Source organism: Acinetobacter sp. YH12145 (assembly GCF_013418335.1).
GTDB lineage: Bacteria > Pseudomonadota > Gammaproteobacteria > Pseudomonadales > Moraxellaceae > Acinetobacter > Acinetobacter amyesii.
The window spans coordinates 1-24,267 of record NZ_VPCE01000014.1 but is presented as its reverse complement, the minus strand read 5'-3'; the positions used below and the strand labels follow the sequence as shown (position 1 = coordinate 24,267).

The following is a 24,267-nucleotide window of genomic DNA, read 5'->3' as shown; positions in this document are numbered from 1 at the left end:
TCTTAAAAAAATATGCCTCTATACATAAAAAAATACCCTAATCTGGATTAGGGTATTTTTCGATTAGATGCAAAATCGATTCTGTTCAATCAGCATCTTTAGACCAAATTAATAAGTCACACGGACATAATCACGATATTCAGGTTTCCAGAAATTCTCTTCAATGGCCTGTTCTAGTACTTCAATGCTGACATTTGGCGCAACACCATCAGCAATCGCAGCTAATGCCACTTTCAATGCGATTTTCTTCGAAATATCCTGTAAATAATCCAAACTTGGCAATAAATCGGCATTTGGATCTGCCAATTTTGGTGAACAGTCTGCCAACGCCGTACTAGATGCCATCAGCATATTTTCCGTCACACGTTTCGCCCCAGATGCAATCACACCGAGACCAATCCCCGGGAAAATATAGGAGTTATTACACTGTGAAATCTGATGAATCTTGCCATGATAATTCACTGGTGCAAATGGACTGCCAGTCGCAATCAGGGCCTTACCTTTGGTCCACTCGATAATATCTGCAGGCACCGCTTCGACACGTGATGTTGGATTAGACAGTGGTAACACAATAGGCTGTTCACAATTCGCAGCCATCGTTTCAATGACCTCTTGGCTAAACAGTCCCGGTTGTCCCGAAACGCCAATCAATACAGTCGGTTTAGCATGTGTAACTACATCCAATAGCGAAATGACTGAATCTGCATTTGCCCAATGAGCAACGTTATCCGGTGCTTGCGCAAGTTTGCGTTGGAAATCTAAAAGATTCGGCTGATTTTCAGTAATTAAACCAAAGCGATCGACCATAAACACCCGCGCACGCGCTTGAGCATCGGTTAAACCTTCCGCCACCATTTGCTTGATGATCTGCTCTGCAATCCCGCAACCTGCTGAACCTGCACCTAAGAATGTGACGATTTGATCTTTGAGCTGCTTGCCTGCTGCACGTGATGCCGCAATTAAACTTCCGACAGACACCGCTGCTGTTCCTTGAATATCGTCATTGAAGCAGCAAATTTTATCGCGATATTTTTCCAATAAAGGCATCGCATTTTTTTGTGCAAAGTCTTCAAATTGAATCAGCGCTTTTGGCCAACGTTGTTGAATGGCTTTAATCACGTCATCGACAAATTGATAATATTCTTCACCGCTGATACGAGGCTGACTCCATCCCATATAAATCGGGTCATTCAACAGCTGTTGGTTATTGGTTCCGACATCTAAAGTAATCGGCAATGTATAAGCTGGACTGATCCCACCACATGCGGTGTACAGTGACAACTTACCAATCGGAATCCCCATCCCGCCAATGCCTTGGTCACCAAGTCCAAGAATACGTTCACCATCCGTAATAACGATCACTTTCACGTTCTTTTTATTCACGTTATGAATAATTTGGTCAATATGATCACGGTCAGGATATGAAATAAAAATCCCACGATGACGACGGTAAATGTCAGAGAAGCGCTGACAAGCTTCACCCACTGTTGGTGTATAGATGATCGGCATCATCTCACTGAGGTGGTTTTCAATTAAGTGATAGAACAGCGTCTCGTTGGTGTCTTGAATATTACGCAGGTAAATATGCTTATTGATATCACTATTAAATGCACAATATTGCTGATAAGAACGCTGACTTTGCTCTTCAATGCTTTCTGTGACGTGTGGAATTAAACCGTGCAAATTAAAGCTCTTACGTTCATCTTCATTAAACGCAGAGCCTTTATTTAAAAGTGGGAGTTCTAAAAGTGTATTTCCGGCATAAGGAATATATAAAGGACGTTTCGTTTTCAAATTTTCACTAGGCATTATTTAACTCGTTTAATTAATCTTTTGTTTCGCACTGCAAAAAGCGAAATGCACAAAAGTGACTATCTCGTTATTTGTTATAGCCTATCCTGATTCGAGCGCTTTGGGGCATTTAGTAAATTGATAGTAGTTTTAGTTAGATTTTATAATCTGATAACTCATCATACATCCAATCATCGCAACGCCTATTTTGGCTTAAATGTATACGACTTTTAGCGAATCTTAGAAAATAACAAAAATAATTAATGATTAAATTTCAATCAATTAAATAAATTCAAAACAAAGCCTTAATTTTGGTAGGTCTTTGGTAGGTGTGAATTTAAAACATCCCTCGCAATACTTAGTTTAGGTGAGTATCACCCATAACAAATGACAATGAATGGTAGAAGGAATCGCACCATGGCTTTTAAAAATATTGCAGATCAAACAAACGGTTTTTACATCCCTTGTGTTTCACTTTTTGGCCCCGGCTGTGCTAAAGAAATTGGTGCAAAGGCGCAAAATCTTGGCGCAAAGAAAGCGCTTATCGTGACCGATGCCGGTCTTTACAAATTTGGTGTGGCAGATACGATTGCCTCATATTTAACTGAAGCTGGCGTGGAAAGTCATATCTTCCCGGGCGCAGAACCCAACCCAACTGACATCAACGTGCATAGCGGTGTAGATGCCTACAATGACAATGGCTGTGACTTTATTGTCTCTCTCGGTGGCGGCTCTTCTCATGACTGTGCCAAAGGCATTGGCTTAGTGACTGCGGGCGGTGGCCATATTCGTGACTATGAAGGCATCGATAAAAGTACAGTCCCAATGACTCCACTCATTGCGATTAATACCACCGCAGGTACGGCATCAGAAATGACCCGTTTCTGTATTATTACCAATACCGACACCCACGTTAAAATGGCGATTGTCGATTGGCGTTGTACCCCTCTTATCGCCATTGATGACCCGAAGCTGATGATTGCGAAACCTGCGGCGCTCACTGCAGCAACCGGTATGGATGCGTTAACGCATGCGGTCGAAGCTTATGTTTCTACAGCAGCCAATCCTATTACCGATGCTTGTGCAGAAAAAGCCATTTCAATGATCAGTGAATGGCTTAGCCCTGCCGTAGCCAATGGCGAAAACCTAGAAGCACGTGATGCGATGAGCTATGCACAGTACTTAGCAGGGATGGCATTTAACAATGCATCTTTAGGTTATGTTCACGCAATGGCACACCAACTGGGTGGCTTCTACAACTTGCCACATGGCGTATGTAATGCCGTGCTGCTACCACACGTTTGCGAATTTAACCTGATCGCCTGCCCTGACCGCTATGCACGTATCGCACAGCTCATGGGTGTGCCAACCGATGGTTTAACGGTGACTGAAGCGGCTTATGCAGCGATTGCAGCAATCCGTGAACTCTCTGCTTCGATTGGCATTCCATCGAGCCTTTCTGAACTCGGTGTGAAAGAACAAGACCTCAGCATCATGTCTGAAAATGCACAAAAAGATGCCTGTATGCTCACCAACCCACGTAAAGCGACTCATGCTCAAGTGGTTGATATTTTCAAGGCAGCGCTTAAAGCCAATACCTCTGTGGTCGACTTCAAAGCGGCCGTTTAAGTTAAGCCCTTAAAGGTCTTCATGTTTAAGTGACCTAAGTGCCTACATTATCCTTTGAGTCTGGTGATGTAGGCTCAACTGAATCCATTTCACCTTTTATTTCAGGAAAGCGACTATAGATTGGTCGCTTTCATACTGAGGTCACTCTTTTTTAGTCCGCATAACAGCATCGATTATTCATTTGACAAAAGCTTATGGCTCATCAAGGATAAAGCATAATGTCCAATAATATTGATGAGTATAATAATGAGCCATTCACATATTCAGTATCAGCCTGACATTTTGGGCGCAGGCTATGAACAAGCCACGCTGACCTTCCCGGATGATTATGAAGGTCCAGTGGTTGCCACACTGGTTCGCAAAAAAGCCACGGCTCCTACCTCCAAAGCGGTGCTCTATATCCATGGTTTTATCGATTATTTTTTCCAAACCGAAATGGCGGAACGCTTCAATCAGCACGGTTTCGACTTTTATGCCTTAGATTTAAGAAAATATGGTCGCTCAATCCGCCCGCATCAAAAATACTATAATGTGCATGCACTGTCTGAATACGATGCCGAAATAGATCAAGCCCTAAAGATCATTGCTGATGAAGGTCATGATGCCTTGCTGCTCTGTGGTCATTCTACCGGTGGCTTAACCACCACTTTGTATGCAGCCCATCATCCAAATCATCCTTTAATTCAAGCCCTTTGGGTTAACAGCCCATTTTATGATTTCAACATGAATCCAGTGAAACGCGCACTGGGTATTCCACAGCTGAGTAAATTGGCAAAGACTTTTCCAAATCTAAAATTCCCAAGTGAACTAAATAAATGGTACACCGCCAGCTTACACCGTGAACTCAAGGGTGAATGGGACTTCAATTTAGACTGGAAAAAGACCCGCTATCCAATGGTGTATTTAAGTTTTGTACGGACAATTTATGAGGCTCAAAAGGAGATCCACCGAGGTGTCAGCCTAGATGTACCGGTATTAGTGATGCATTCACATCAAACTAAAAATCCCAAAAAATGGGGTAAAGCAGCGCAGACCAGCGATGTGATTTTGGGTGTAAAAGATATCCAAAAATATGCCAAGAAAATTCAAGGCGATGTCACCATTCAAAGCATTCACAATGGCTTGCATGATTTAGTACTTTCGGAAAAAACCGCGCGAGAACAAGTCTATACCCAGCTCTTTGAATGGCTGGCCAATAAAGGTCTTTAATAGCCTGAATTACATTGCAACTTACTGTTTTAATTTCAACAAGGTCTGATGTACGGGATGCGATCTCGGCATCAGCTCAATCAGGCGTTCAACCGCATCAATGGCTTCAGGAAAACGCGCGACATGCTTGAGCAGAACATCTGTTTCCTTGGCATTAAAAATCGCTTGGCTTAATCGTGACTCAAGACAATCACGCCATGCCCCTAAAAAAGGACTTTCGGTTTTAGCCAAGAAAACCCCTGAACACAGTTTTAAGGCCGAATCGAGATAACCTGCATCTAAAGCTTGCTCGGCTTGCAAAAAATCGGCTTCGACTTGTGCCAATAAGCGATAGGGTCTTGAGCCTAACATGCCACCCAAAATATCGCGTAGCTGCGACATTTCCGCTTTTAAAGTCCCAACACTCACCTTACGTTCACCATATAAGGCTTGATGCAAAGTATCTAAGGTCATGCCTTGCGGACATAGCGCCAAGATGGTCAAAATTTCTATTTGCCGCGGGGTCAGCACCATCACTTTGCCATTAAATAACACTTGCGGCACAGCAAAGGCCCGAATATACAAATGCTGTTTTTGAAAATCGAGTAAAGCCGATTGAATAATCGAAGCGCAGCGTTCAGCCGCAAGTAGCCCTAAACTATTGTGGTTTTTCCACACGGTGGATAAATCAACCACGCCCAAAATTTGCTGCGTATGTGGATCGATAATCGGTGCTGCATAGCAGACCCATTCATGTACTGATGGCATGTAATGTTCATTTGAAAACACACAACTCGACTGTTGGGTTTTTAAAGACAACGCTAATGCATTGGTGCCGACCAATTCTTCGCGCCATTGCCCACCTGCAATAAAATGCACACTTTCCGCAGCACTTTGCATTTGCCGACTCGACGCACTCCAAATAATCGTGCTACCTACATCGCCCACGGCAAGTACCATCGACGACTGTTCGGCAATGTGTTTTAAATCTTCAGCACAATGTTGCAACGCATGATGCAATGCCGACTGTTGTTGACTTTGAGGGCTTAAATTTACCAAAGGCGCAGCACTCCGGTTTTCCGGAATTTCCGCCTGTGCAGAGCGTTGCCAAGAACTCGCAATACTTTCATTGAGCTGCGAATTTTGCTGCTTAGACAGACTAGTTCGCTGCCTTAACCGTTCAATATTCTGTCGTTTTTCTAATAAATCCTGCTGCATCATCATTCATTATTCTCACAACAATTCATGACTGAAAATCCGTTTTAACGGCTTTTGTTTTAAGGGCTGAAAAAAATATTGTAAACCTTCTTGTCTCCAACCTTTTTCCAACCTTATACAGGCTATGCTAATCAAATAATGTACAAAAGTACCTTATACCAAAGCTGTAGATTGCCACAGATGGGCAGCCCAACAAGATCATAATAAACAAGCAAAGGAAAATTCATATGCGTTATGTCGATCCTAATCAACCCGGTTCAAAAGTTCAGTTTAAAGCTCAGTATGAAAACCTGATTGGTGGCCAATGGGTCGCGCCAGTGAAAGGTGAATACTTTGAAAATATCTCCCCTGTAGACGGTAAAGTTTTTACCAAAGTGCCACGTTCTTCTGCTGAAGATATTGAATTGGCTTTGGATGCAGCGCATAAAGCCAAAGCCCAATGGAACGCCTCTTCCCCAACCACACGCTCAAATATTTTATTAAAAATTGCCGATCGACTTGAAGAAAACCTAGAGCTCCTCGCGGTCGCAGAAACCTGGGACAACGGTAAACCGATTCGTGAAACCTTAGCCGCTGATATTCCACTGTGTATCGATCACTTCCGTTATTTTGCAGGCTGTATCCGTGCCCAAGAAGGCGGTATTTCTGAAATTGATGAAAATACTATTGCGTACCATTTCCATGAACCACTTGGTGTGGTCGGTCAAATTATTCCGTGGAATTTCCCAATCTTGATGGCGGCTTGGAAACTAGCTCCAGCATTGGCTGCAGGTAACTGCATCGTGTTGAAACCTGCGGAGCAAACGCCTGTCAGCATCTTGGTCTTGGCTGAACTCATTCAAGACTTACTCCCACCGGGCGTGCTGAATATTGTGAATGGTTATGGTGTAGAAGTTGGTCGTCCATTGGCGACTAATCCACGTATTGCCAAAATTGCTTTCACCGGTTCAACCGCTGTGGGACAAATGATCATGCAATATGCGACTGAAAATATCATTCCTGTGACTTTAGAACTTGGTGGAAAATCACCAAATATCTTCTTTGAAGACATCATGGACAAAGACGATGAGTTCTTAGATAAAACACTCGAAGGTTTTGCCATGTTTGCGCTCAACCAAGGTGAAATTTGCACATGTCCATCACGTGCATTGGTACAAGAAAGCATTGCAGATCGATTCTTGGAAATGGCAGTAGAACGTGTGAAACGTATTAAGACGGGTCATCCACTCGATACCGATACCATGATTGGTGCACAGGCATCGCAAGAGCAGCAAGACAAAATTTTAGGCTGTATCGCTACAGGTAAAAATGAAGGTGCACAGCTCATTACTGGTGGTGATCCACGCAATGAAGTCGGTACAGGTTTCTATATTGAACCAACCATTTTCAAAGGCACCAATGACATGAAGATTTTCCAAGAAGAAATCTTCGGCCCTGTGCTTTCAGTAGCAACCTTTAAAGACTTTGATGATGCCATTAAAATTGCCAATGACACGATTTATGGTCTAGGTGCAGGGGTTTGGTCGCGTTCAGCACATACTTCATATCGTGCGGGTCGTGCCATTCAGGCGGGCCGTGTATGGACCAACTGTTATCACATCTATCCTGCACACGCTGCATTCGGCGGCTACAAAAAATCAGGGATCGGCCGTGAAAATCACAAAATGATGCTTGATCATTATCAACAAACCAAAAACCTCTTGGTGAGCTATGACACCAAGCCGATGGGCTTCTTCTAAGTCTTGATTTGAGTTAGATCATAAAAAAGCGAATCGAGGTTCGCTTTTTTCAATTTTTTTAAATGCTCCATACATGTATCACCAAGCGTTACTGTCCTTGTAAAGCATCCTCTACAAAATGTAGATGATCTACACCCCAATACAGCTCATCATTCACAAACCAACTTGGCGCCCCAAACACACCCCGTTCAATAGCTTCTTCGGTCACCACTTTCAGCTCAGATTTGACTTTTTCATCATCCAACCACTGTTTCACTTGTTCTGCACCTAGCCCCAGTTCTTGCATGAGTTGCATGAAGGTGGTGAGATCATTTAAATTGCGTGGCTGACCAAACATTGCGTTAAAAATACCCGTCAGTACATTGAGAAATACTTCAGGCTGAAATAATTGGACTGCGGTTATCAAACGCATCAACTGCAAAGTATTGATCGGAAAATACGGATTCATCTCTACGAGTATCTGCCATAACTTTCCCCAACGTTGAAGATCAATCATGGAATAACGTGCCTTCGCAGGTACCGCCATTGGGCTACTATTGCCTGTGGCTTTAAACACTCCACCGAGTAGCATCGGCTTCCAAATCAGCTCGGCTTGATACTGCTGCGCAATCTGTTGAATGCGATGAAAACCGATATAGCTATATGGGCTGCCGACATCAAAATAAAATTCAATGACTTTCATTTTTTTCGTCCTTTTTTTGCTTATTTTCCTAATATTTTTAAATCAGTGCTTACCAATGTTCCATCCATGGTCGCAGATCTAATTCATGCGTCCATGCATCCCGTGGTTGCTGTGAGAGATGCCAATAATTTTCCGCAATATGTACTGGATTTAAAATACCATCTTGCTCTTTTTTAGCATAAAGATCAGGGAATGTATCTTTGATAAAATCGGTATCAATTGCACCATCAACCACCACATGCGCAACATGAATATTACGTGGACCTAGTTCCCGTGCCATACTTTGTGCCAATGCCCGCAGCGCATGTTTTGCCCCTGCAAATGCTGCAAAACCAGTGGCACCACGAATCCCTGCCGTCGCCCCCGTAAAAATAATCGTGCCTCGTTCACGTGTCACCATGCGTTTTGCCACTTCCCGACCAGTTAAAAAAGCCGAGAAACATGCCATCTCCCATATTTTGAAATATTTACGTGCTGTTTCTTCCAAAATACTACATGGCACATTGGCACCGATATTAAAAACCATGACATCAATCGGGCCAATGTTTGATTCAATGTGCTCGATGAGTTCAATCACTTGCTCTTCTTTTCGAGCATCCGAACCAAAGCCAAAAGCAGTCCCTCCCTGTGTTTGAATTTCAGCAATTAAAGGCTTTAATTTGTCTGCATTTCGTCGTGTCATACAAGCAATATAACCCTCCCGGGCAAAACGTTTGGCTATTTCACCGCCGGTGGCATCTCCTGCACCAATGATCAATGCCACACCTTTGACAGGCTTAGATATATGATTATTTTCCATAACAATCCCCTCGTGCTGGATAGTTTTTATATTCCATGTGCGATCAATTTTATTGAATAACGATCGTTACTATAACGAATACTATGTTATGGTTAATTTATCGTCAATATTATTTTCAAGGGGGTTGCAGATGCGTTACAAACCCGCATACAAACAACAAAAACGACAAGAACTACTCAACATTACGGGACAAATTGCGAAAAAAAATGGCTTTGCTGCAACAGGTGTTGACGGCTTAATGAAAGCTGCAGGTGTAACTAGTGGCGCATTCTATTCACATTTTTCGTCAAAACAGGATTTACTCAAAGCATTGGTTGAATATGAATTGCAGCAAAGCTTTAACATGTGGCAAAGCAACCCGCATCACAATGCAGCCGACTGGATTAATTTTGAATTAGACCGTTACTTAACCCCTTCCCACCTTGAACATCCTGAACAAGGCTGTGTTTTGCCGACACTTGCGACCGAAGTAGCTCGTGCAGATGACACGATTAAACAGGCCTATGAAAAGGAATTACTGCGCGGTCATGCTTTATTTAGCGCACATTTGGCGAGTGAAGAAAAAGCTTGGGCCATGATGTCCCAATTGGTCGGTGCGGTTTTAATTGCACGGGCAATGCATGATCCACATTTGCAAAAAACTATTTTAAACGCCAATAAGATGATGATTCGGCAATATTTAGAGAGCCATGTGGCTGCATCAACGTGATTGATTTTTATGTGACAGTTCATGGAGTTAAAGACCGACAGTTTTCCGACAAACTGTTCATCTCTTTCATTTGAATTATTTAAAATCTGTATAAGCTTACCCATTTTTATGCTTTTCAAGTGTTTAAAGATTCAGCATAAATGGCACAATTCAAATAAAGTCCTCTTTTCAAGGTTCTGACGACTGTGTATAACAATGAGCCATTAAAGGAAAATGATAAGCATAGGCAAAGAACGCAAAAAAACGTTAGACTATGCAACAATCAATGCAAGTAAATGTCATTCGAGACAAAAAAAGGTGAAGATTGATGCCGCTCAATACTGTTGAAGAGCTCGTAGCTGATATTCGTGCAGGAAAAATGGTCATCCTGATGGATGATGAAGATCGTGAAAATGAAGGCGACCTTGTTATCGCTGCGACCCACGTACGCCCTGAAGATATCAACTTCATGATTACGCATGCGCGTGGTCTTGTGTGCTTAACGCTCAGCAAAGAGCGTTGCCAACAGTTAAATTTACCACTCATGGTTGATGCCAATGGTGCGCAGCACGGTACAAACTTCACATTGTCGATTGAAGCAGCAAATGGCATTTCAACAGGCATCTCACCTGCTGAACGTGCGCACACCATTCAAACAGCGGTAGCTGCACATGCTAAACCAACTGACATCGTACAGCCAGGCCATATTTTCCCGCTGATGGCACAGCCTGGTGGCGTCCTTCACCGTGCCGGTCATACTGAAGCCGGTTGTGATTTATCGCGTTTAGCAGGTCTTGAGCCAGCTTCGGTGATTTGTGAAATCATCAATGAAGACGGCACCATGGCACGTCGCCCTGATCTTGAAGTCTTTGCTGAAAAGCATGGCTTAAAAATGGGGACCATTGCAGATCTGATTCACTACCGCATGACCAATGAGCAAACCGTTGAGCGCATTGATCAACAAACTTTAGATACTGAATATGGTACGTTTGAATTGTTCCGTTACCGTGAAATTGGTAATCCAGACATTCATTTGGCACTGGTTAAAGGCGAACCAAAACAAGGTGTAACCACTGTACGCGTACACGGTTTCAATCCCGTTCGCGACTTACTAAAACTGAATAAACAAGATGGCGCTCCGGCGTGGAATCTCGATAAAGCACTCAAAGAAATCGCATCCAGCGATCGTGGTGTTTTAGTGTGGATTGGTCAGCGTCATTTACAGGACTTAGGCCCTGCTTTAGAAAATTTAACTGCACCGAAAAATGTTAAATCCAATGCAGCACTGTCACAGCAGTACCAAACCATTGGTGTCGGCGCACAAATTTTACGTGATTTAGGCGTGGAAAAAATGAAGCTTCTTAGCTCGCCATTACGCTTTAATGCACTATCAGGTTTTAACTTAGAAGTGGTGGAATACATCACCGCAAATCAAACATCAGAGAAATAATCGAGGTTGCTATGGCAGTTCGCCGTATTGAAGGTATGTTACATCTCGCGAACGAAGACCGTTATGCGATTTTAGTTGGTCGTTTTAATAGCTTTGTTGTTGAACATTTGCTAGAAGGTGCCGTTGATACATTGAAACGTCATGGCGTATCAGAGGATAATATCACTATTGTTCATGCACCGGGTGCTTGGGAACTTCCAGTGGTTGCAAAGAAACTTGCAGCTTCAGATCGTTTCGATGCCATCATCGCGCTTGGCGCAGTGATTCGTGGTAGCACGCCTCACTTCGATTTTGTTGCTGGCGAATGTGCCAAAGGTTTAGGCGTTGTTGGTCTAGACACTGGCTTACCAGTAATTAATGGTGTATTGACTACGGATAGTATTGAACAAGCGATTGAACGCTCAGGTACAAAAGCAGGCAATAAAGGTAGTGAAGCTGCCTTAACTGCTATTGAAATGGTTAACTTGTTAAAGGCTATTTAACGCTATGTCGCAAACACTTCAAGCAACTTATGCAGCAAAACGTAAAGCACGTCGCTTTGCTGTACAAGGAATTTATGAATGGCAAATGAGCCGCAATCCTGTCCATGAGATTGAAGCACGTACACGTGTGGATAATGCCATGCACAAGGTCGACCTCGGCTATTACCACGAGTTATTGACCGAGGTTGTTGCCAATCATGAAGCATTGGATGCGCTTTTAATCCCTGTACTCGATCGCGAAATTGAAGCCTTAGATGGCGTTGAACTTGCAACCCTTCGTTTAGGCGCGTATGAACTCAAAGAACACCTTGAGATTCCTTACCGTGTCGTACTCGATGAAGCGATCGAGTTAGCTAAACATTTTGGCGGTGCAGACAGCCATAAGTACATCAATGGTGTATTGGATCGTTTAGCGACTACATTGCGTGCAGCAGAAAAGCAACAAGCTAATTAATTTATTAAGTAGTACGTTGTATGGCTGAGTTCTCTATCATTGATACCTATTTTAATCGTCACAGCAGTAGTGCTGTCGATTTAGGGGTCGGTGATGACTCAGCCTTGCTCACCCCTCCTCCACAGCAACAATTGGTCATCTGTGCCGATACTCTCGTTGCTGGACGTCATTTTCCTCTCGACACCAACCCACATGCCATTGGCTGGAAATCTGTTGCCGTCAACCTTTCTGACATTGCTGCAATGGGCGCCAAACCGCATAGTATTTTACTGGCATTAAGCCTACCCCAAATTGATCATGACTGGCTCAAAGGCTTTAGTCAGGGTTTATATGATTGTTGCGATCAATTTGGTGTGAGTTTAATCGGTGGGGATACCACTCAAAGTCCACATCTGACGATTTCTGTCACAGCATTAGGCTGGGTAGAATCAGGACAAGCTGTCCCACGTTCAGGTGCCCAAGTCGGTGATTATATCTGCGTCAGCGGACAAGTCGGTGATGCTGCATTTGGCTTAAACCATTTAGGTCATCGCTTACAACGCCGTTTAGATTATCCCACACCACGTTGCTTATTGGGCCAACAGCTCAAAGGCTTAGCCAACAGTATGATTGATGTCTCTGATGGGCTCGCACAAGATTTAGGACATATCCTCGCTGCTTCACACGTCGGTGCAGAAATTGAATTAGATCAACTTCCTATCGATCACGATGTAAAACAATTACAACAAGAAAAGCAGTGGCAATACGCCCTCGCGGGTGGAGATGACTATGAGTTATGCTTTACAATAAGTCCGCAGAATTATCAAAAACTTCTGCAACTAAAATTAGATGTAAACATTAGTAAAATCGGTCAAATCACCCCAAATTTGGGAATCCGTTATAACAACCACGGTGTGGACCAAGTCATAAAATTTAAGGGATACCAGCATTTTGCATAAGCCAGCCATTAACTTTAAATCCATGTCTTGGTTTAACCGAGTCATCGCCTTTTGTGGCGTGGGATTTGGCTCGGGTCTTGCACCCAAAGCACCGGGCACCTTTGGCTCTGCTTTTGCTTTGTTGTTTATTCCAGGTTGGCTTGCAATCGGCTTTTTCAACTCCATTATAGTCATGTTCATCATGTCGATTATTGGGATCTATATTTGCGGTCAAACCGCCAAAGTCATGGGTGTTCATGATGATGGCCGCATCGTATGGGATGAATTTGCCGGTCAGTCCATTACCTTCCTCCCGATTTTATATCTTGGGCAAATGAACTGGACTTGGGCATTGATTGGTTTTGCTTTATTCCGTTTATTTGATGTCTGGAAACCGTGGCCTATTCGTGTCATTGACCGTCAAGTCGGTGGTGGCTTTGGCATCATGTTCGACGACATTATTGCAGGTCTTTGGGCCGCGCTTTGCATCTGTATTTATTTTTATATTTTGTCTATGTAATAGAAACACCTAGGATTAAACATGTCTACTAGCGTTATTATTCTTGCTGCAGGTAAAGGGACACGTATGCGTTCTCGTTTACCCAAAGTATTACAACCACTCGCAGGACAACCCCTACTTGGCCATGTCATCAACACTGCGAAAAAACTAAATGCAGAAGAAATAATTACCATTTATGGGCATGGCGGCGAATTGGTTCAAAACGCGTTTGCACATGAAAATGTCAAATGGGTTGAACAAGCAGAACAATTGGGTACAGGCCATGCAGTCAAAGTGACTCTGCCTGTCCTAGCAAAAACCGGGATTTCTTTGATTCTCTCAGGTGATGTGCCTTGTATCACTGAATCAACATTACAAAAACTATTAGATGCATCTGCTCAAACAGGTATTGGCTTAGTAACTTTAACGGTTAATGATGCGACAGGTTACGGGCGTATTGTTCGAGAAAATGGCAAGATTCAAGCCATTGTTGAACACAAAGATGCTTCTGAAGAACAACGTAAGATCAAAGAATTTAATACCGGTATTTATGCAGTGAGCAATGCCAAATTGCATGAATGGCTGCCAAAATTAAGCAATAATAATGCACAAGGTGAATATTACCTGACCGATATCGTGGCAATGGCAATTGCTGACGGTCTCGAAGTGGCATCTGTTGAACCAGAACGCGCTTTCGAAGTGGAAGGTGTCAATGACCGCGTACAATTGGCAGCCCTTGAACGTGAATTTCAAAGTTTCCAAGCAAAACAACTGATGCAACAAGGCGTTCACCTGATTGATCCTGCTCGTTTTGATTTACGTGGCACACTGACTGTCGGTCAAGATGTCCGTATCGATATCAACGTAATTATTGAGGGTGATGTTGAACTCGGTGATAACGTTGAAATTGGTGCAGGTTGTGTGATTAAAAACACCAAGATTGCAGCAGGCACTAAAGTTCAACCATATAGCGTTTTTGACAGCGCCATTGTTGGTGAAGAAGCTCAAATCGGTCCATTTGCACGTTTACGCCCAGGCGCAAAATTAGCCAATGAAGTGCATATTGGAAACTTTGTTGAAGTTAAAAATTCAAGCATTGGCGTCGGCTCAAAAGCCAACCACTTTACCTATTTAGGTGATGCAGATGTCGGTGCTGGTTCAAACATTGGTGCAGGCACCATTACCTGCAACTATGATGGCGCAAATAAATTTAAAACCATTATCGGTGACTCAGCCTTTATCGGCTCAAATAGCTCATTAGTCGCTCCTGTCACCATTGGTCATGGTGCAACAGTGGGTGCTGGCTCAACCATTACACGTGACGTGGCAGACAATAGCCTTGCGGTAGAACGTTCGAAGCAATTTGCCAAAGAAAACTATCAACGTCCCCAAAAATTGAAGAAATAAGAGGATTAAATTATGTGCGGTATTGTCGGTGGCGTTGCAGAACGTAGTATTACCAATATTTTAATTGAAGGCTTAAAGCGTCTTGAATATCGTGGCTATGACTCTGCAGGTTTAGCGCTGATTAATAAAGGCCATGTTCTACGTGAACGTCGCGTAGGTAAAGTTGCAAATCTTGAACAAGCCGTTGAAGAAGCAGATATCGCAGGTTCGGTCGGTATTGCACATACGCGCTGGGCAACCCATGGTAAACCGACTGAAAATAATGCCCATCCGCATATTTCAGGCAATGTGGCTGTTGTTCATAACGGTATTATTGAAAACTATCAAGAGCTTAAAGATGATCTTGAAGCGCTTGGTTATGTTTTTACATCACAAACCGATACAGAAGTTGTCGCGCATTTAGTCAATGACGCTTTAAAAACCACTCCGAGTCTTTTAGAAGCGGTTAAAAGTGTGGTGCCTCAACTCAAAGGTGCTTATGCACTGGGTATCGTACATACAGACCATCCTGATGAATTAATCACGGTGCGTGAAGGTTCACCTCTCGTGATTGGTGTCGGTATTGGTGAAAACTTTATTAGTTCGGATCAATTGGCACTTTTACCGATTACCAACCGTTTTATCTACCTTGAAGAAGGTGATATTGCACGTTTAACACGTAATACCATTGAAGTATTCGTCGATGGTAAATTGGTAAATCGTCCAATCAAAGAGCTTGACGCGACTGTAAGCAATGCTTCAAAAGGTGAATATAAACACTATATGCTCAAAGAAATTTATGAGCAGCCTGAAGCGATTAAGCAAACGATTTCTCAAGCCTTAAATGGTAATGCACTTCGTGATGATTTCCTTGCCAATGCAGCTCAAGATTTCAGCCAAATTCAACAAGTGCAAATCATCGCTTGTGGTACCAGCTACCATGCCGGCATGATTGCCAAATATTGGTTTGAACAACTGATTGACGTGCCTTGCCAAGTCGAAATTGCCAGTGAATTCCGTTACCGCTCGCCTGTGATTGTGAATAACACACTGTATGTTTGTATTTCTCAATCAGGTGAAACAGCCGATACTTTAGCTGCACTGCGTGATACGCAAAAACGTGCAGCAGCGAAAAGCTTGAATATCACCACCATGACCATTTGCAACGTCGCAACTTCGTCAATGGTACGTGAAACCAACTACAGTTTGTTAACACTCGCAGGCCCTGAAATTGGTGTTGCGTCGACTAAAGCCTTTACCACACAGCTTGCGGCATTGATGCTATTGGTATTGAAAATTGGTCAAATTAAGCAAAGCATTTCAAATGACCGTATCTCTGAAATTATTGCAGCGCTTTGGCATACACCGAAAGTGATTTTAGATACGCTGCAAAACAATGCAGAAATTTTGCGTTTATCTGAGCTGTTTGTTGAAAAAAATCACTGTCTATTCTTGGGTCGTGGAACTGAGTTCCCTATCGCTCTTGAAGGTGCTTTGAAACTTAAAGAGATTTCATATATCCACGCAGAAGGCTATGCGGCTGGTGAATTAAAACATGGTCCATTGGCACTGGTTGATAATGATATGCCTGTGGTGATTCTAGCTCCACAAGATGACATGTTGGACAAACTCAAATCGAACATGGAAGAAGTGCAAGCACGTGGTGGTGAGTTATTTGTTTTCGCTGATGAAAATAGCGGGATCAAAGCGAAAGATCGTCAACACGTGGTTTATGTGCCAAGTGTGAATGAAATCTTGGCACCAATTGTGTATAGCATTCCAGTACAACTGCTCTCATATCATGTTGCAGTGCTGCGTGGAACAGATGTCGATCAGCCACGTAACTTGGCGAAGTCTGTGACGGTGGAATAATTTAAGGGTATTAAAAAGGGCGCTTAAGCGCCCTTTTTATTCAGTTTTATTTTTCAAAGAATAATGATATTAGTTCACTTTTATTTCTTTGCCACGGATATAACCATCAACATAGAACTCCAATTGCTCCAATGCCCAATTAACATCGGCTTCAATTGCAGTTAAGTTATAAATTCGCTCAAAAATAGGCAGTAATTCCTCAAGCGGATAATGCTTTTCAAATGAGCGAAGAATACGACTATGATCCGTCACTTGAGTATCTTCCTGATCAATCAATAACTCTTCATACAATTTCTCACCAGGCCGTAATCCAGAATAATGAATTGCTATATCACCGATATCCGTTCCGTCTTCACGAACTTTTAAACCGCTTAAAGCGATCATTTGACGTGCTAAATCCTGAATTCGAACAGGATCTCCCATATCTAACAAAAATACATCACCACCTGTGCCGAGAGCTCCAGCCTGAATAACCAATTGTGATGCTTCGGGTATTGTCATGAAGTAACGCGTGACATCAGGATGTGTAACGGTAATCGGGCCACCTTTGGCAATTTGCTGTTTAAATAAAGGTACGACCGAACCTGAAGAACCTAGAACATTACCAAAACGCACAATACTAATTTGTGTTTGATTTTGCGCCTCAGCCATGGCTTGGCAATATAGCTCTGCCATTCGCTTCGAAGCACCCATCACATTGGTTGGGCGGACTGCTTTATCAGTTGAAATCAATACAAAGGTTTCCACGCCTTTTTTAACAGCTGCATTTACACTAAAAGCTGTACCCACAGAGTTATTTTTTAATCCTGCTAAAGGATTACATTCAACTAAGGGGACATGTTTATAAGCTGCTGCATGATAAACAGTTTGCACGTGGTATTGTTCAATGACTCGCTCAAGTTTAGCTTCATCTAATACTGTTCCTAAAATTGGAATAATTTCCACATTAGACTTCGTACGCAGCTCTTTATCAATGCTATATAGTGCAAACTCAGTGAGTTCAAATATTACTAATTTTTGCGGGTGGTTTTTAATAATTTGCCGACACAACTCCGACCCAATTGAACCTCCTGCTCCAGTCACCATGACCACTTTATTATGAATATTTTTAGCGAGCAGCTCAGGAATTGGTGGTACTGGATCTCGACCTAATAAATCAATAATATCAACTTCACGAATATCGGAAACATGGATATCACCATCTACAAGCTTAGTTAAGCCAGGAATTTCAGTAATTTTAATATGCGCTGGCTCTAAGAACTTCACAATTTCACTTTTACGTGTACGTCCTACAGAGGGTAATGCAATTAAGATTTCATCTACTTTTTCTTGATCAAGATGCTTAAGTGCTTGTTCAGCATTATAAACCTTTAAACCACCAATAATTTGCCCTGTAAGTGACTCATCATCATCGATAAAAAATAATGGAAAATGCTCATCAGAACGATTTAGCATCGCCGCAATTTGTTGACCTGCGTAACCTGCACCATAAATCACAATTTTTCTTTTGGGCATATTCGTTTGTAAACTCGCTCTCACGATAAAACGAATTGCGCTACGACTAAACCACACCCAAGCAAACATTAAAAAACCAAACATCAACGGAATTGAAGTGGGTATAAATGCATGACTACAATACGCTAAAGCATATAAACCTAAGATTGTTAATCCTGTAGCAATTGCTAAACGCGTAAAAAAAACTTCGTTAAATGTACGAACAATAAAATGATAAAGTCCACAAATGAGTGACATAGCTACAGCAAGAGTACTTACCCAAAGTGAGCCGTATGCGATATTAGGAACAACTTCAGCACCTAAATTAAATTCACGTAACGCATAACAAAACCAAATGAGAACTGGAAATACTAAAAAATCTAAAAGAATTAAGATTCCCTGCTTGATTGATCGTGGGCATGTTGCCAGTGCAACTATTATTGCTTTCATAAACATATTTTCGATTACCAGCCAATTTAATGACCTACTTTTGTTCCAACATCTAAAAAGGAAAACTCTTTAATAGTCTGTCCAGCTGCAACGCCAACTCCCACACTAAGATGCGAATATGATTTTATAATGACATCATGATCTAATAGTGTGCCAATATTTAAAATAACACCCTTTTCTATCCGGGTAGCGGTGCCGAGAATACACCCCGCCATAATTATTACTCCTAGATCAATTATAGAGGTTATACTTTTAATCACTGAAGGATGGATAATAGTTGTAAGCGAAACATTTAATTGTTCTAATCTTGTATACCATTGATAACGTAATTGATTATTACCAACAGCGACAATAGCCTCATAGTTTTCCAGATCAATTAAATCTAAATTTTTTAAGTTTGAAATAACTGAATATGTTTTTACATGAGTCAACTCAGGCCAACGGTCATCCACAAAATCAATATCTGACCACTTCTCTAATAAAGTCGCAACTTCTGCTACAGCTTGACCGAAACCTCCAGCACCTAAAATCAGTAGCTTTTTTTTAGGCATCCGAATTTCCTGCTTTTAATTTTATAGCCAGTAATATCAGCGGCAAATAAGCAATCAAAATACCAACTTCTGGGTAGCTTACATTTTGAGTTGCAGTGAAATAAGCAATCGGGAACAACCATAACAAATTAACTAAAACAACAGCTAAAGTTACTGAAGTATGGCCATTAAGTTTTCTAGAGGCAATCTGATACGCATGACTGCGATGTGCATCATACATCTTATAACCTGTTAACATGCGTCGTAGCAGTGTAAAAGTGGCATCGACCACAAATACACCTAAACAAATGATCCATGCACAAAATAGAACCAGATTTTCTTTTAAGGCAATTAAAGCCAGAATTCCCAGTATCAAGCCCAAGAATCCACTACAGGCATCGCCCATAAAAATTTTAGCTTTGGGAAAGTTCCACAACAGAAAACCGAATACACATGCTGCCAATAACCAGAGAATATCTGAATTTACAGAGACATGAAGTAAGAAATAAAGTACAGCCATGCTCACTGTAGTCGTAATGGCTTCAAAACTGGCAATGCCGTTAATACCATCCATGAAGTTATATAGGTTTAGCAGCCAAACTAGAAACAGGACTGCAATAATATTGCCAATAAAACCCAGCTGTAGACCATTGAAAATGGACACTTCGCTAAAGCCGCCCAAGCCGATTACGACACCAATCGCTACCAGAAAATGTATAGCCAGACGTACCATCGCATTAATATGCCCATGATCATCCAGAAAACCCAGCAATGCGATGACAAAACCAGATCCCATCAGGGTCATACCTGCATGTAGGGCGAGTTGCTGGCTATACATGAGAACAGCTAAAGCTAATAAATAGCTACAGACCACTGCAACGCCTCCCCCACGTGGTGTAGGTACACTGTGTGAGCTACGCTCATTCGGATTATCGATGATATTTTTCTTTAAGGCGTAATGACGCATATATCCTGTTAGCAATAACGTCAGTGAGAAAAAAACTATACTCATTATGATGATCGACATGGATCAATTACTCTTTCATCTTTAGATAATCTTGGCCAGCTTTTAACATAGCCTGCTGTGTGCTTATGGGTGCTTTCCAACCCAATAAATTTTGAGCTTTGGAGGTATCTACTTCTAGTGACTCAAATAGTTGTTCATAGAGTTTTGATTTACCAATACATGCTGCGCCTAACTTCATTATAGGCTGTGGTAGATAAATAAAACGTGCAGGTTTTCCCATACCCTGCTTTAAATATTGCACCAGCTCACGTGTAGAAATACTGGTTTGATCTGCCACTAAAAATGTCTGATTGGCTGCGTTCGGATGTTCAATACAGGTTTGAATAAAATCGACTAAGTTTTCAAGTGCGACAAAGCTACGTTTATTTTTTGTACCAGCAAAAGGTAAAGGCAGATTGGTTGCAACCAATTTAAGCAGTCGAGCAAAGTTACCTGGTGCATGGGCTGCATAAACCAAGGGTGGCCGAATAATGACTAGCTCTGTTTCTGATCCAGCAAATAGTTTCTGCAGCTCTTGTTCTGCCTCTAACTTGGAGACAGCATAATCTGCATGGGGTTGTGGTGAAGTATCTTCTGTAAATGGTTCTTGTGTTGTTACTGAACCATTTACACCTATAGAACTCATAAAAATAAAGCGTTTTACTTTTTTGTCTAAAGCCTGACGAGCAAGTTGTAAAGTCCCTTCTACATTGACTTTACGGAATTCAGTCAATGGATCAGTCGTTTGTTCATTTAGGATATGAGCACGTCCTGCCAAATGAATCACAACGTCAATTTCATCAGACCATTGTAATGAAAATATGTCTTCACCAATCAGTTGTTTAATCTCCTGAGGCAAAGTGTTTACAATACGTCTAGACAATACCGTTAAGCTGAAATTTTCCATTTGATATAAGTGCTGTATCAATTCTTGACCAACAAAACCTGAAACTCCTGTCACTAGAATATTCATATCGCTTGGCTCACTATATTTTAATATTTTAATTAAACATTACATGTTCTAATTTTTTAGCTAAGGAACCATAGTCATGCCATTCGTCTACATATTGTCGCCCATTAACACCTATTTGCTGACGTTGTTCATGGCTCAATGACGCTAAATACTGAATAGCATTTACCAATTCTTGGGAGTCTTCAGGCCTAATTTCGACACCTGCCCCAGCATCTGATACAGGCTTATAATCACCTGAATCAATAGCATAAATGATCGGCTTAGCCGCATAAAAATAATCAAATAACTTATTCGGAGAAACACCATACTTAAATAGAGGGTCGTCTTTTAAACCAATATAGCAAACATCGAATAAATTCAGCATAGTTTGAATTTGTGTTTTGGGAATAGGATCTAAAATGATTACATTCGTTAAACCCTCATCCTGAATACGCTGCTGCAAGACAGCTTTATATTCACCTTTACCCACAATAGTAAAAAGAAATTTTGGATCATCATTTAACGTAGATGCAGCATCTAATAAGTTTTGTAGGCAATTGGCAATACCAATACTGCCCGTGTAACCAATAATAAATTTATCAGTTGGAATTTTTTGTAATATAGCTTCACTCAAATTTTCACTTTGTGTGACTTCACTACGTGAAATCCCATTTGGAATCCAATGAAATTTCTTTGGATCTAATCCTCTCGATACCATGTGTGCTACAGAATTTTTTAAATTAGAAATCACCTTATCTGACTTTCTATAAGCTCTGTCTTCAACCCATTGTAAAAAGCGCACAAATGGATGTGATGGTGAAACATTCCCTATTTCTATCAAGCTTAAAGGCCAAATATCACGCACTTCAAAAAATAGTGGTACTTTGTTTTTAAGTGCTAGTCTTTCCGCTCCTAAAAAACCAACTAGACTTAATGATGAGTAAAGAATGACATCGGGTTTATGAGGAATGATCTTATTTAGCTTTGTAATTTTATAAGCAAATTCGAACCAATTAAGCACTCGACGTTTACTTGTAGATTTTTCATACTCTGGAACTTTGAGCCAAACAAACTTAAAATTTTCATTAAATTTATCAATACGGTAGTCACCTTCAAATGTAACTGGATTGCTTTGACTATGTGCATAAGATGCAGCAATAACATACACACGATAACCTAACTTTGATAATTCTTCAGCTAGATAATAATGTCTACCGATAAAACCTGTTTCTGGGGTTGATGCGTACTGGTTAATCATCCAAATTGTTTTTTGTTGGCTCATAAGTCTTTAAATACTCGCTAATACATTGGCAATATTTTGCGATGCTTTACCGCCACCATATAAATTCGAAGGATCTTCAATATTTTTATTTAACATGGCTTGTGTGAAATCAATAATTTTTTGAGTATTTGCACCCGCAAGCACATTCACACCATTTTCAATTAACTCGACCCATTCGGTTTGATCACGCATGGTAATACATGGCTTTTTAAAGAAAAATGCTTCTTTTTGCACACCGCCACTATCCGAAACTACAGCATTACAATGCTTTAACAACCAGATCATCTCTAAATAACCCACAGGCTCCAAAACTAACATCTCAAGCTTTAAACCTAAAGATTTCACAACTTTTTGTGTACGTGGATGTAAAGGCAGTACAACTGGTAAAATATTTTTATGAATGTAATTCAGTGCATCCACAATTGCTTTTAAGCGTACAGGATCATCGGTATTTTCTGCGCGATGCAATGTAGCAACAATAAAATTACTTTCAGGTACAGCTTTAAGTGCTTCACCTTTTACTGCACGCTCAGCAAAAAACATTGATGAATCTTGCATAACATCGCCCACATTTAAAACCTGAACTGGTTTAGACTCAAAACCTTCATTTTTCAAGTTTTTAACAGCAGTTTCAGTTGGGCAGAATAAAATATCACTGACTTGATCCGTCAAAATTCGGTTAATTTCCTCTGGCATACGCATATTAAAACTACGTAAACCTGCTTCAATATGCGCAACAGGAATATGTAATTTAGATGCTGCTAATGCGCCTGCTAATGTTGAATTCGTATCACCATATACCATCAAACGGTCAGGTTTTGACTCTAAGCAAATTTTTTCAATCGCTTCTAGCATACGACCAGTCATAGAACCGTGGCTACCGCTATTAATATCTAGCTGATAATCTGGCTTAGGAATACCTAATTGATTAAAAAAGATATCTGACATATTGGCATCAAAATGTTGGCCAGTATGAATAATTTTTTCCTGTAATCCTGAGCTTTTCTGGATTGCAGCTGAAACAACACTCGCTTTAATAAACTGTGGTCGCGCACCAATAACTGTTAAGATTTTCATATCTTATATCTCACCACAATATATTTTCAATTTGAAAAAAATTAAAAACTTCATCTCTAAAAATCAGCTTAAATTCAATAAAAACAAATATCTACATTTATTTTTTTGCAAAACTATTTTTTTCTAAAAAATCAATTATTTTCTGACACGCAGTACCATCACCATAAGGATTATGTGCCTCTGCCATTTTAGTATAAATTTGATGATCCTCTAGTAACTCACCTACATAAGTTACAATTCTCTCAACATCTGTACCTACCAACCGTACTGTACCAGCTTCTACTGCTTCTGGTCTTTCAGTCGTGTCACGCATCACAAGTACTGGTTTACCTAAAGAAGGAGCCTCTTCCTGAACTCCACCAGAATCCGTTAGAATTAAATAACTACGATTCATTAAATAAATAAATGGTAAATAATCTTGAGGAGGAATAAGAAAAATATTCTCAATCCCTGATAACAACTCATTTACAGGTTTCTGTACATTGGGATTTAAATGAACTGGATAGACAATTTGAACATTAGGATATTTCTTCGCTACTTTAACTAATGCTGAACGGCTTTGTTGCACAAACCTATCTGTAAAGGCTTTTTCAGCGATATAATTTTCAAATGAAGAAGCCTGCACACAAAATCTACCGCACAACCAATTGGCCCGCATATAACCGAGCACTTATGAGTCGCG

At 41.1% G+C, this 24,267-nt stretch carries 21 protein-coding genes and 1 pseudogene; 11 read left to right on the top strand and 11 right to left on the bottom strand.

Features of this window, described 5'->3' with window-relative positions; genetic code table 11:
* Positions 1-108: 108 nt before the first annotated feature.
* Positions 109-1,809 carry an NAD-dependent malic enzyme gene (locus FTU80_RS13545; RefSeq protein ID WP_078194067.1) on the bottom strand — a complete coding sequence of 567 codons (1,701 nt, stop codon included), beginning with the start codon at positions 1,807-1,809 and terminating at the stop codon, positions 109-111.
* A 399-nt stretch (positions 1,810-2,208) separates the two neighbouring features.
* Between FTU80_RS13545 and FTU80_RS13540 the strand changes: the two genes are divergently transcribed.
* Positions 2,209-3,420 carry an iron-containing alcohol dehydrogenase gene (locus FTU80_RS13540; RefSeq protein ID WP_180085630.1) on the top strand — a complete coding sequence of 404 codons (1,212 nt, stop codon included), beginning with the start codon at positions 2,209-2,211 and terminating at the stop codon, positions 3,418-3,420.
* 246 nt (positions 3,421-3,666) lie between these two features.
* Positions 3,667-4,629: an alpha/beta hydrolase gene (locus FTU80_RS13535; protein WP_180085628.1), complete on the top strand. Its 963-nt coding sequence runs from the start codon at positions 3,667-3,669 to the stop codon at positions 4,627-4,629.
* A 21-nt stretch (positions 4,630-4,650) separates the two neighbouring features.
* Here the strand turns inward: FTU80_RS13535 and FTU80_RS13530 are convergent, their stop codons facing one another.
* A complete protein-coding gene (locus tag FTU80_RS13530; RefSeq protein WP_180085626.1) occupies positions 4,651-5,832 on the bottom strand; it encodes a transcriptional regulator in 1,182 nt (393 codons plus the stop codon).
* A gap of 221 nt (positions 5,833-6,053) precedes the next feature.
* Between FTU80_RS13530 and FTU80_RS13525 the strand changes: the two genes are divergently transcribed.
* On the top strand, positions 6,054-7,565 hold the full coding sequence (locus FTU80_RS13525; RefSeq protein WP_168378853.1) for an aldehyde dehydrogenase family protein: 1,512 nt from the start codon (positions 6,054-6,056) through the stop codon (positions 7,563-7,565).
* An 88-nt stretch (positions 7,566-7,653) separates the two neighbouring features.
* On the opposite strand, the gene FTU80_RS13520 is transcribed toward FTU80_RS13525, so the two are convergent.
* Both FTU80_RS13520 and FTU80_RS13515 read right to left on the bottom strand, forming a co-directional pair.
* Positions 7,654-8,247 (bottom strand): 2-hydroxychromene-2-carboxylate isomerase, encoded by a 594-nt coding sequence (locus FTU80_RS13520; RefSeq protein ID WP_180085625.1) that lies wholly within the window; start codon positions 8,245-8,247, stop codon positions 7,654-7,656.
* A gap of 49 nt (positions 8,248-8,296) precedes the next feature.
* Positions 8,297-9,046, bottom strand: coding sequence for an SDR family oxidoreductase (locus FTU80_RS13515; protein WP_180085623.1), 750 nt, complete (start codon positions 9,044-9,046; stop codon positions 8,297-8,299).
* 130 nt (positions 9,047-9,176) lie between these two features.
* On the opposite strand from FTU80_RS13515, the gene FTU80_RS13510 reads away from it, so the two are divergent.
* From FTU80_RS13510 to glmS, 8 genes are all read left to right on the top strand, one after another.
* Entirely contained in the window at positions 9,177-9,755 is a 579-nt protein-coding gene (locus FTU80_RS13510; protein ID WP_180085621.1) for a TetR/AcrR family transcriptional regulator, read from the top strand.
* 307 nt (positions 9,756-10,062) lie between these two features.
* On the top strand, positions 10,063-11,184 hold the full coding sequence (gene ribBA, locus FTU80_RS13505; protein WP_180085619.1) for a bifunctional 3,4-dihydroxy-2-butanone-4-phosphate synthase/GTP cyclohydrolase II: 1,122 nt from the start codon (positions 10,063-10,065) through the stop codon (positions 11,182-11,184).
* Between the two features lie 11 nt (positions 11,185-11,195).
* Entirely contained in the window at positions 11,196-11,666 is a 471-nt protein-coding gene (gene ribE / locus FTU80_RS13500; RefSeq protein WP_111885509.1) for a 6,7-dimethyl-8-ribityllumazine synthase, read from the top strand.
* A gap of 4 nt (positions 11,667-11,670) precedes the next feature.
* On the top strand, positions 11,671-12,120 hold the full coding sequence (gene nusB / locus FTU80_RS13495; protein ID WP_180085617.1) for a transcription antitermination factor NusB: 450 nt from the start codon (positions 11,671-11,673) through the stop codon (positions 12,118-12,120).
* A gap of 20 nt (positions 12,121-12,140) precedes the next feature.
* Entirely contained in the window at positions 12,141-13,058 is a 918-nt protein-coding gene (gene thiL / locus FTU80_RS13490; RefSeq protein ID WP_180024788.1) for a thiamine-phosphate kinase, read from the top strand.
* Positions 13,059-13,080: 22 nt separating this feature from the next.
* A complete protein-coding gene (locus tag FTU80_RS13485) occupies positions 13,081-13,557 on the top strand; it encodes a phosphatidylglycerophosphatase A (RefSeq protein ID WP_180085705.1) in 477 nt (158 codons plus the stop codon).
* Positions 13,558-13,578: 21 nt separating this feature from the next.
* Positions 13,579-14,943, top strand: coding sequence for a bifunctional UDP-N-acetylglucosamine diphosphorylase/glucosamine-1-phosphate N-acetyltransferase GlmU (gene glmU, locus FTU80_RS13480; RefSeq protein WP_180085615.1), 1,365 nt, complete (start codon positions 13,579-13,581; stop codon positions 14,941-14,943).
* A 12-nt stretch (positions 14,944-14,955) separates the two neighbouring features.
* Complete coding sequence (gene glmS, locus FTU80_RS13475; RefSeq protein WP_180085613.1) at positions 14,956-16,794, top strand: glutamine--fructose-6-phosphate transaminase (isomerizing); 1,839 nt, start codon at positions 14,956-14,958, stop codon at positions 16,792-16,794.
* Positions 16,795-16,863: 69 nt separating this feature from the next.
* On the opposite strand, the gene FTU80_RS13470 is transcribed toward glmS, so the two are convergent.
* From FTU80_RS13470 to FTU80_RS13440, 7 genes and pseudogenes are all read right to left on the bottom strand, one after another.
* Positions 16,864-18,738 (bottom strand): nucleoside-diphosphate sugar epimerase/dehydratase, encoded by a 1,875-nt coding sequence (locus FTU80_RS13470; RefSeq protein WP_180085611.1) that lies wholly within the window; start codon positions 18,736-18,738, stop codon positions 16,864-16,866.
* 26 nt (positions 18,739-18,764) lie between these two features.
* Positions 18,765-19,289 (bottom strand): acetyltransferase, encoded by a 525-nt coding sequence (locus tag FTU80_RS13465; RefSeq protein ID WP_180085609.1) that lies wholly within the window; start codon positions 19,287-19,289, stop codon positions 18,765-18,767.
* Positions 19,282-20,295 (bottom strand): glycosyltransferase family 4 protein, encoded by a 1,014-nt coding sequence (locus FTU80_RS13460; protein WP_180085607.1) that lies wholly within the window; start codon positions 20,293-20,295, stop codon positions 19,282-19,284. Before FTU80_RS13460 ends, FTU80_RS13465 begins: the two co-directional genes overlap by 8 nt.
* Positions 20,296-20,302: 7 nt before the next feature.
* On the bottom strand, positions 20,303-21,247 hold the full coding sequence (locus FTU80_RS13455) for an NAD-dependent epimerase/dehydratase family protein (protein WP_180085605.1): 945 nt from the start codon (positions 21,245-21,247) through the stop codon (positions 20,303-20,305).
* Between the two features lie 28 nt (positions 21,248-21,275).
* On the bottom strand, positions 21,276-22,508 hold the full coding sequence (locus tag FTU80_RS13450; protein WP_180085602.1) for a glycosyltransferase family 4 protein: 1,233 nt from the start codon (positions 22,506-22,508) through the stop codon (positions 21,276-21,278).
* Between the two features lie 6 nt (positions 22,509-22,514).
* Positions 22,515-23,585: a non-hydrolyzing UDP-N-acetylglucosamine 2-epimerase gene (gene wecB / locus FTU80_RS13445; RefSeq protein ID WP_180085600.1), complete on the bottom strand. Its 1,071-nt coding sequence runs from the start codon at positions 23,583-23,585 to the stop codon at positions 22,515-22,517.
* 97 nt (positions 23,586-23,682) lie between these two features.
* Positions 23,683-24,138 (bottom strand): annotated as a pseudogene (locus tag FTU80_RS13440) (UDP-N-acetyl glucosamine 2-epimerase); the annotation flags it as partial.
* Positions 24,139-24,267 lie beyond the last annotated feature (129 nt).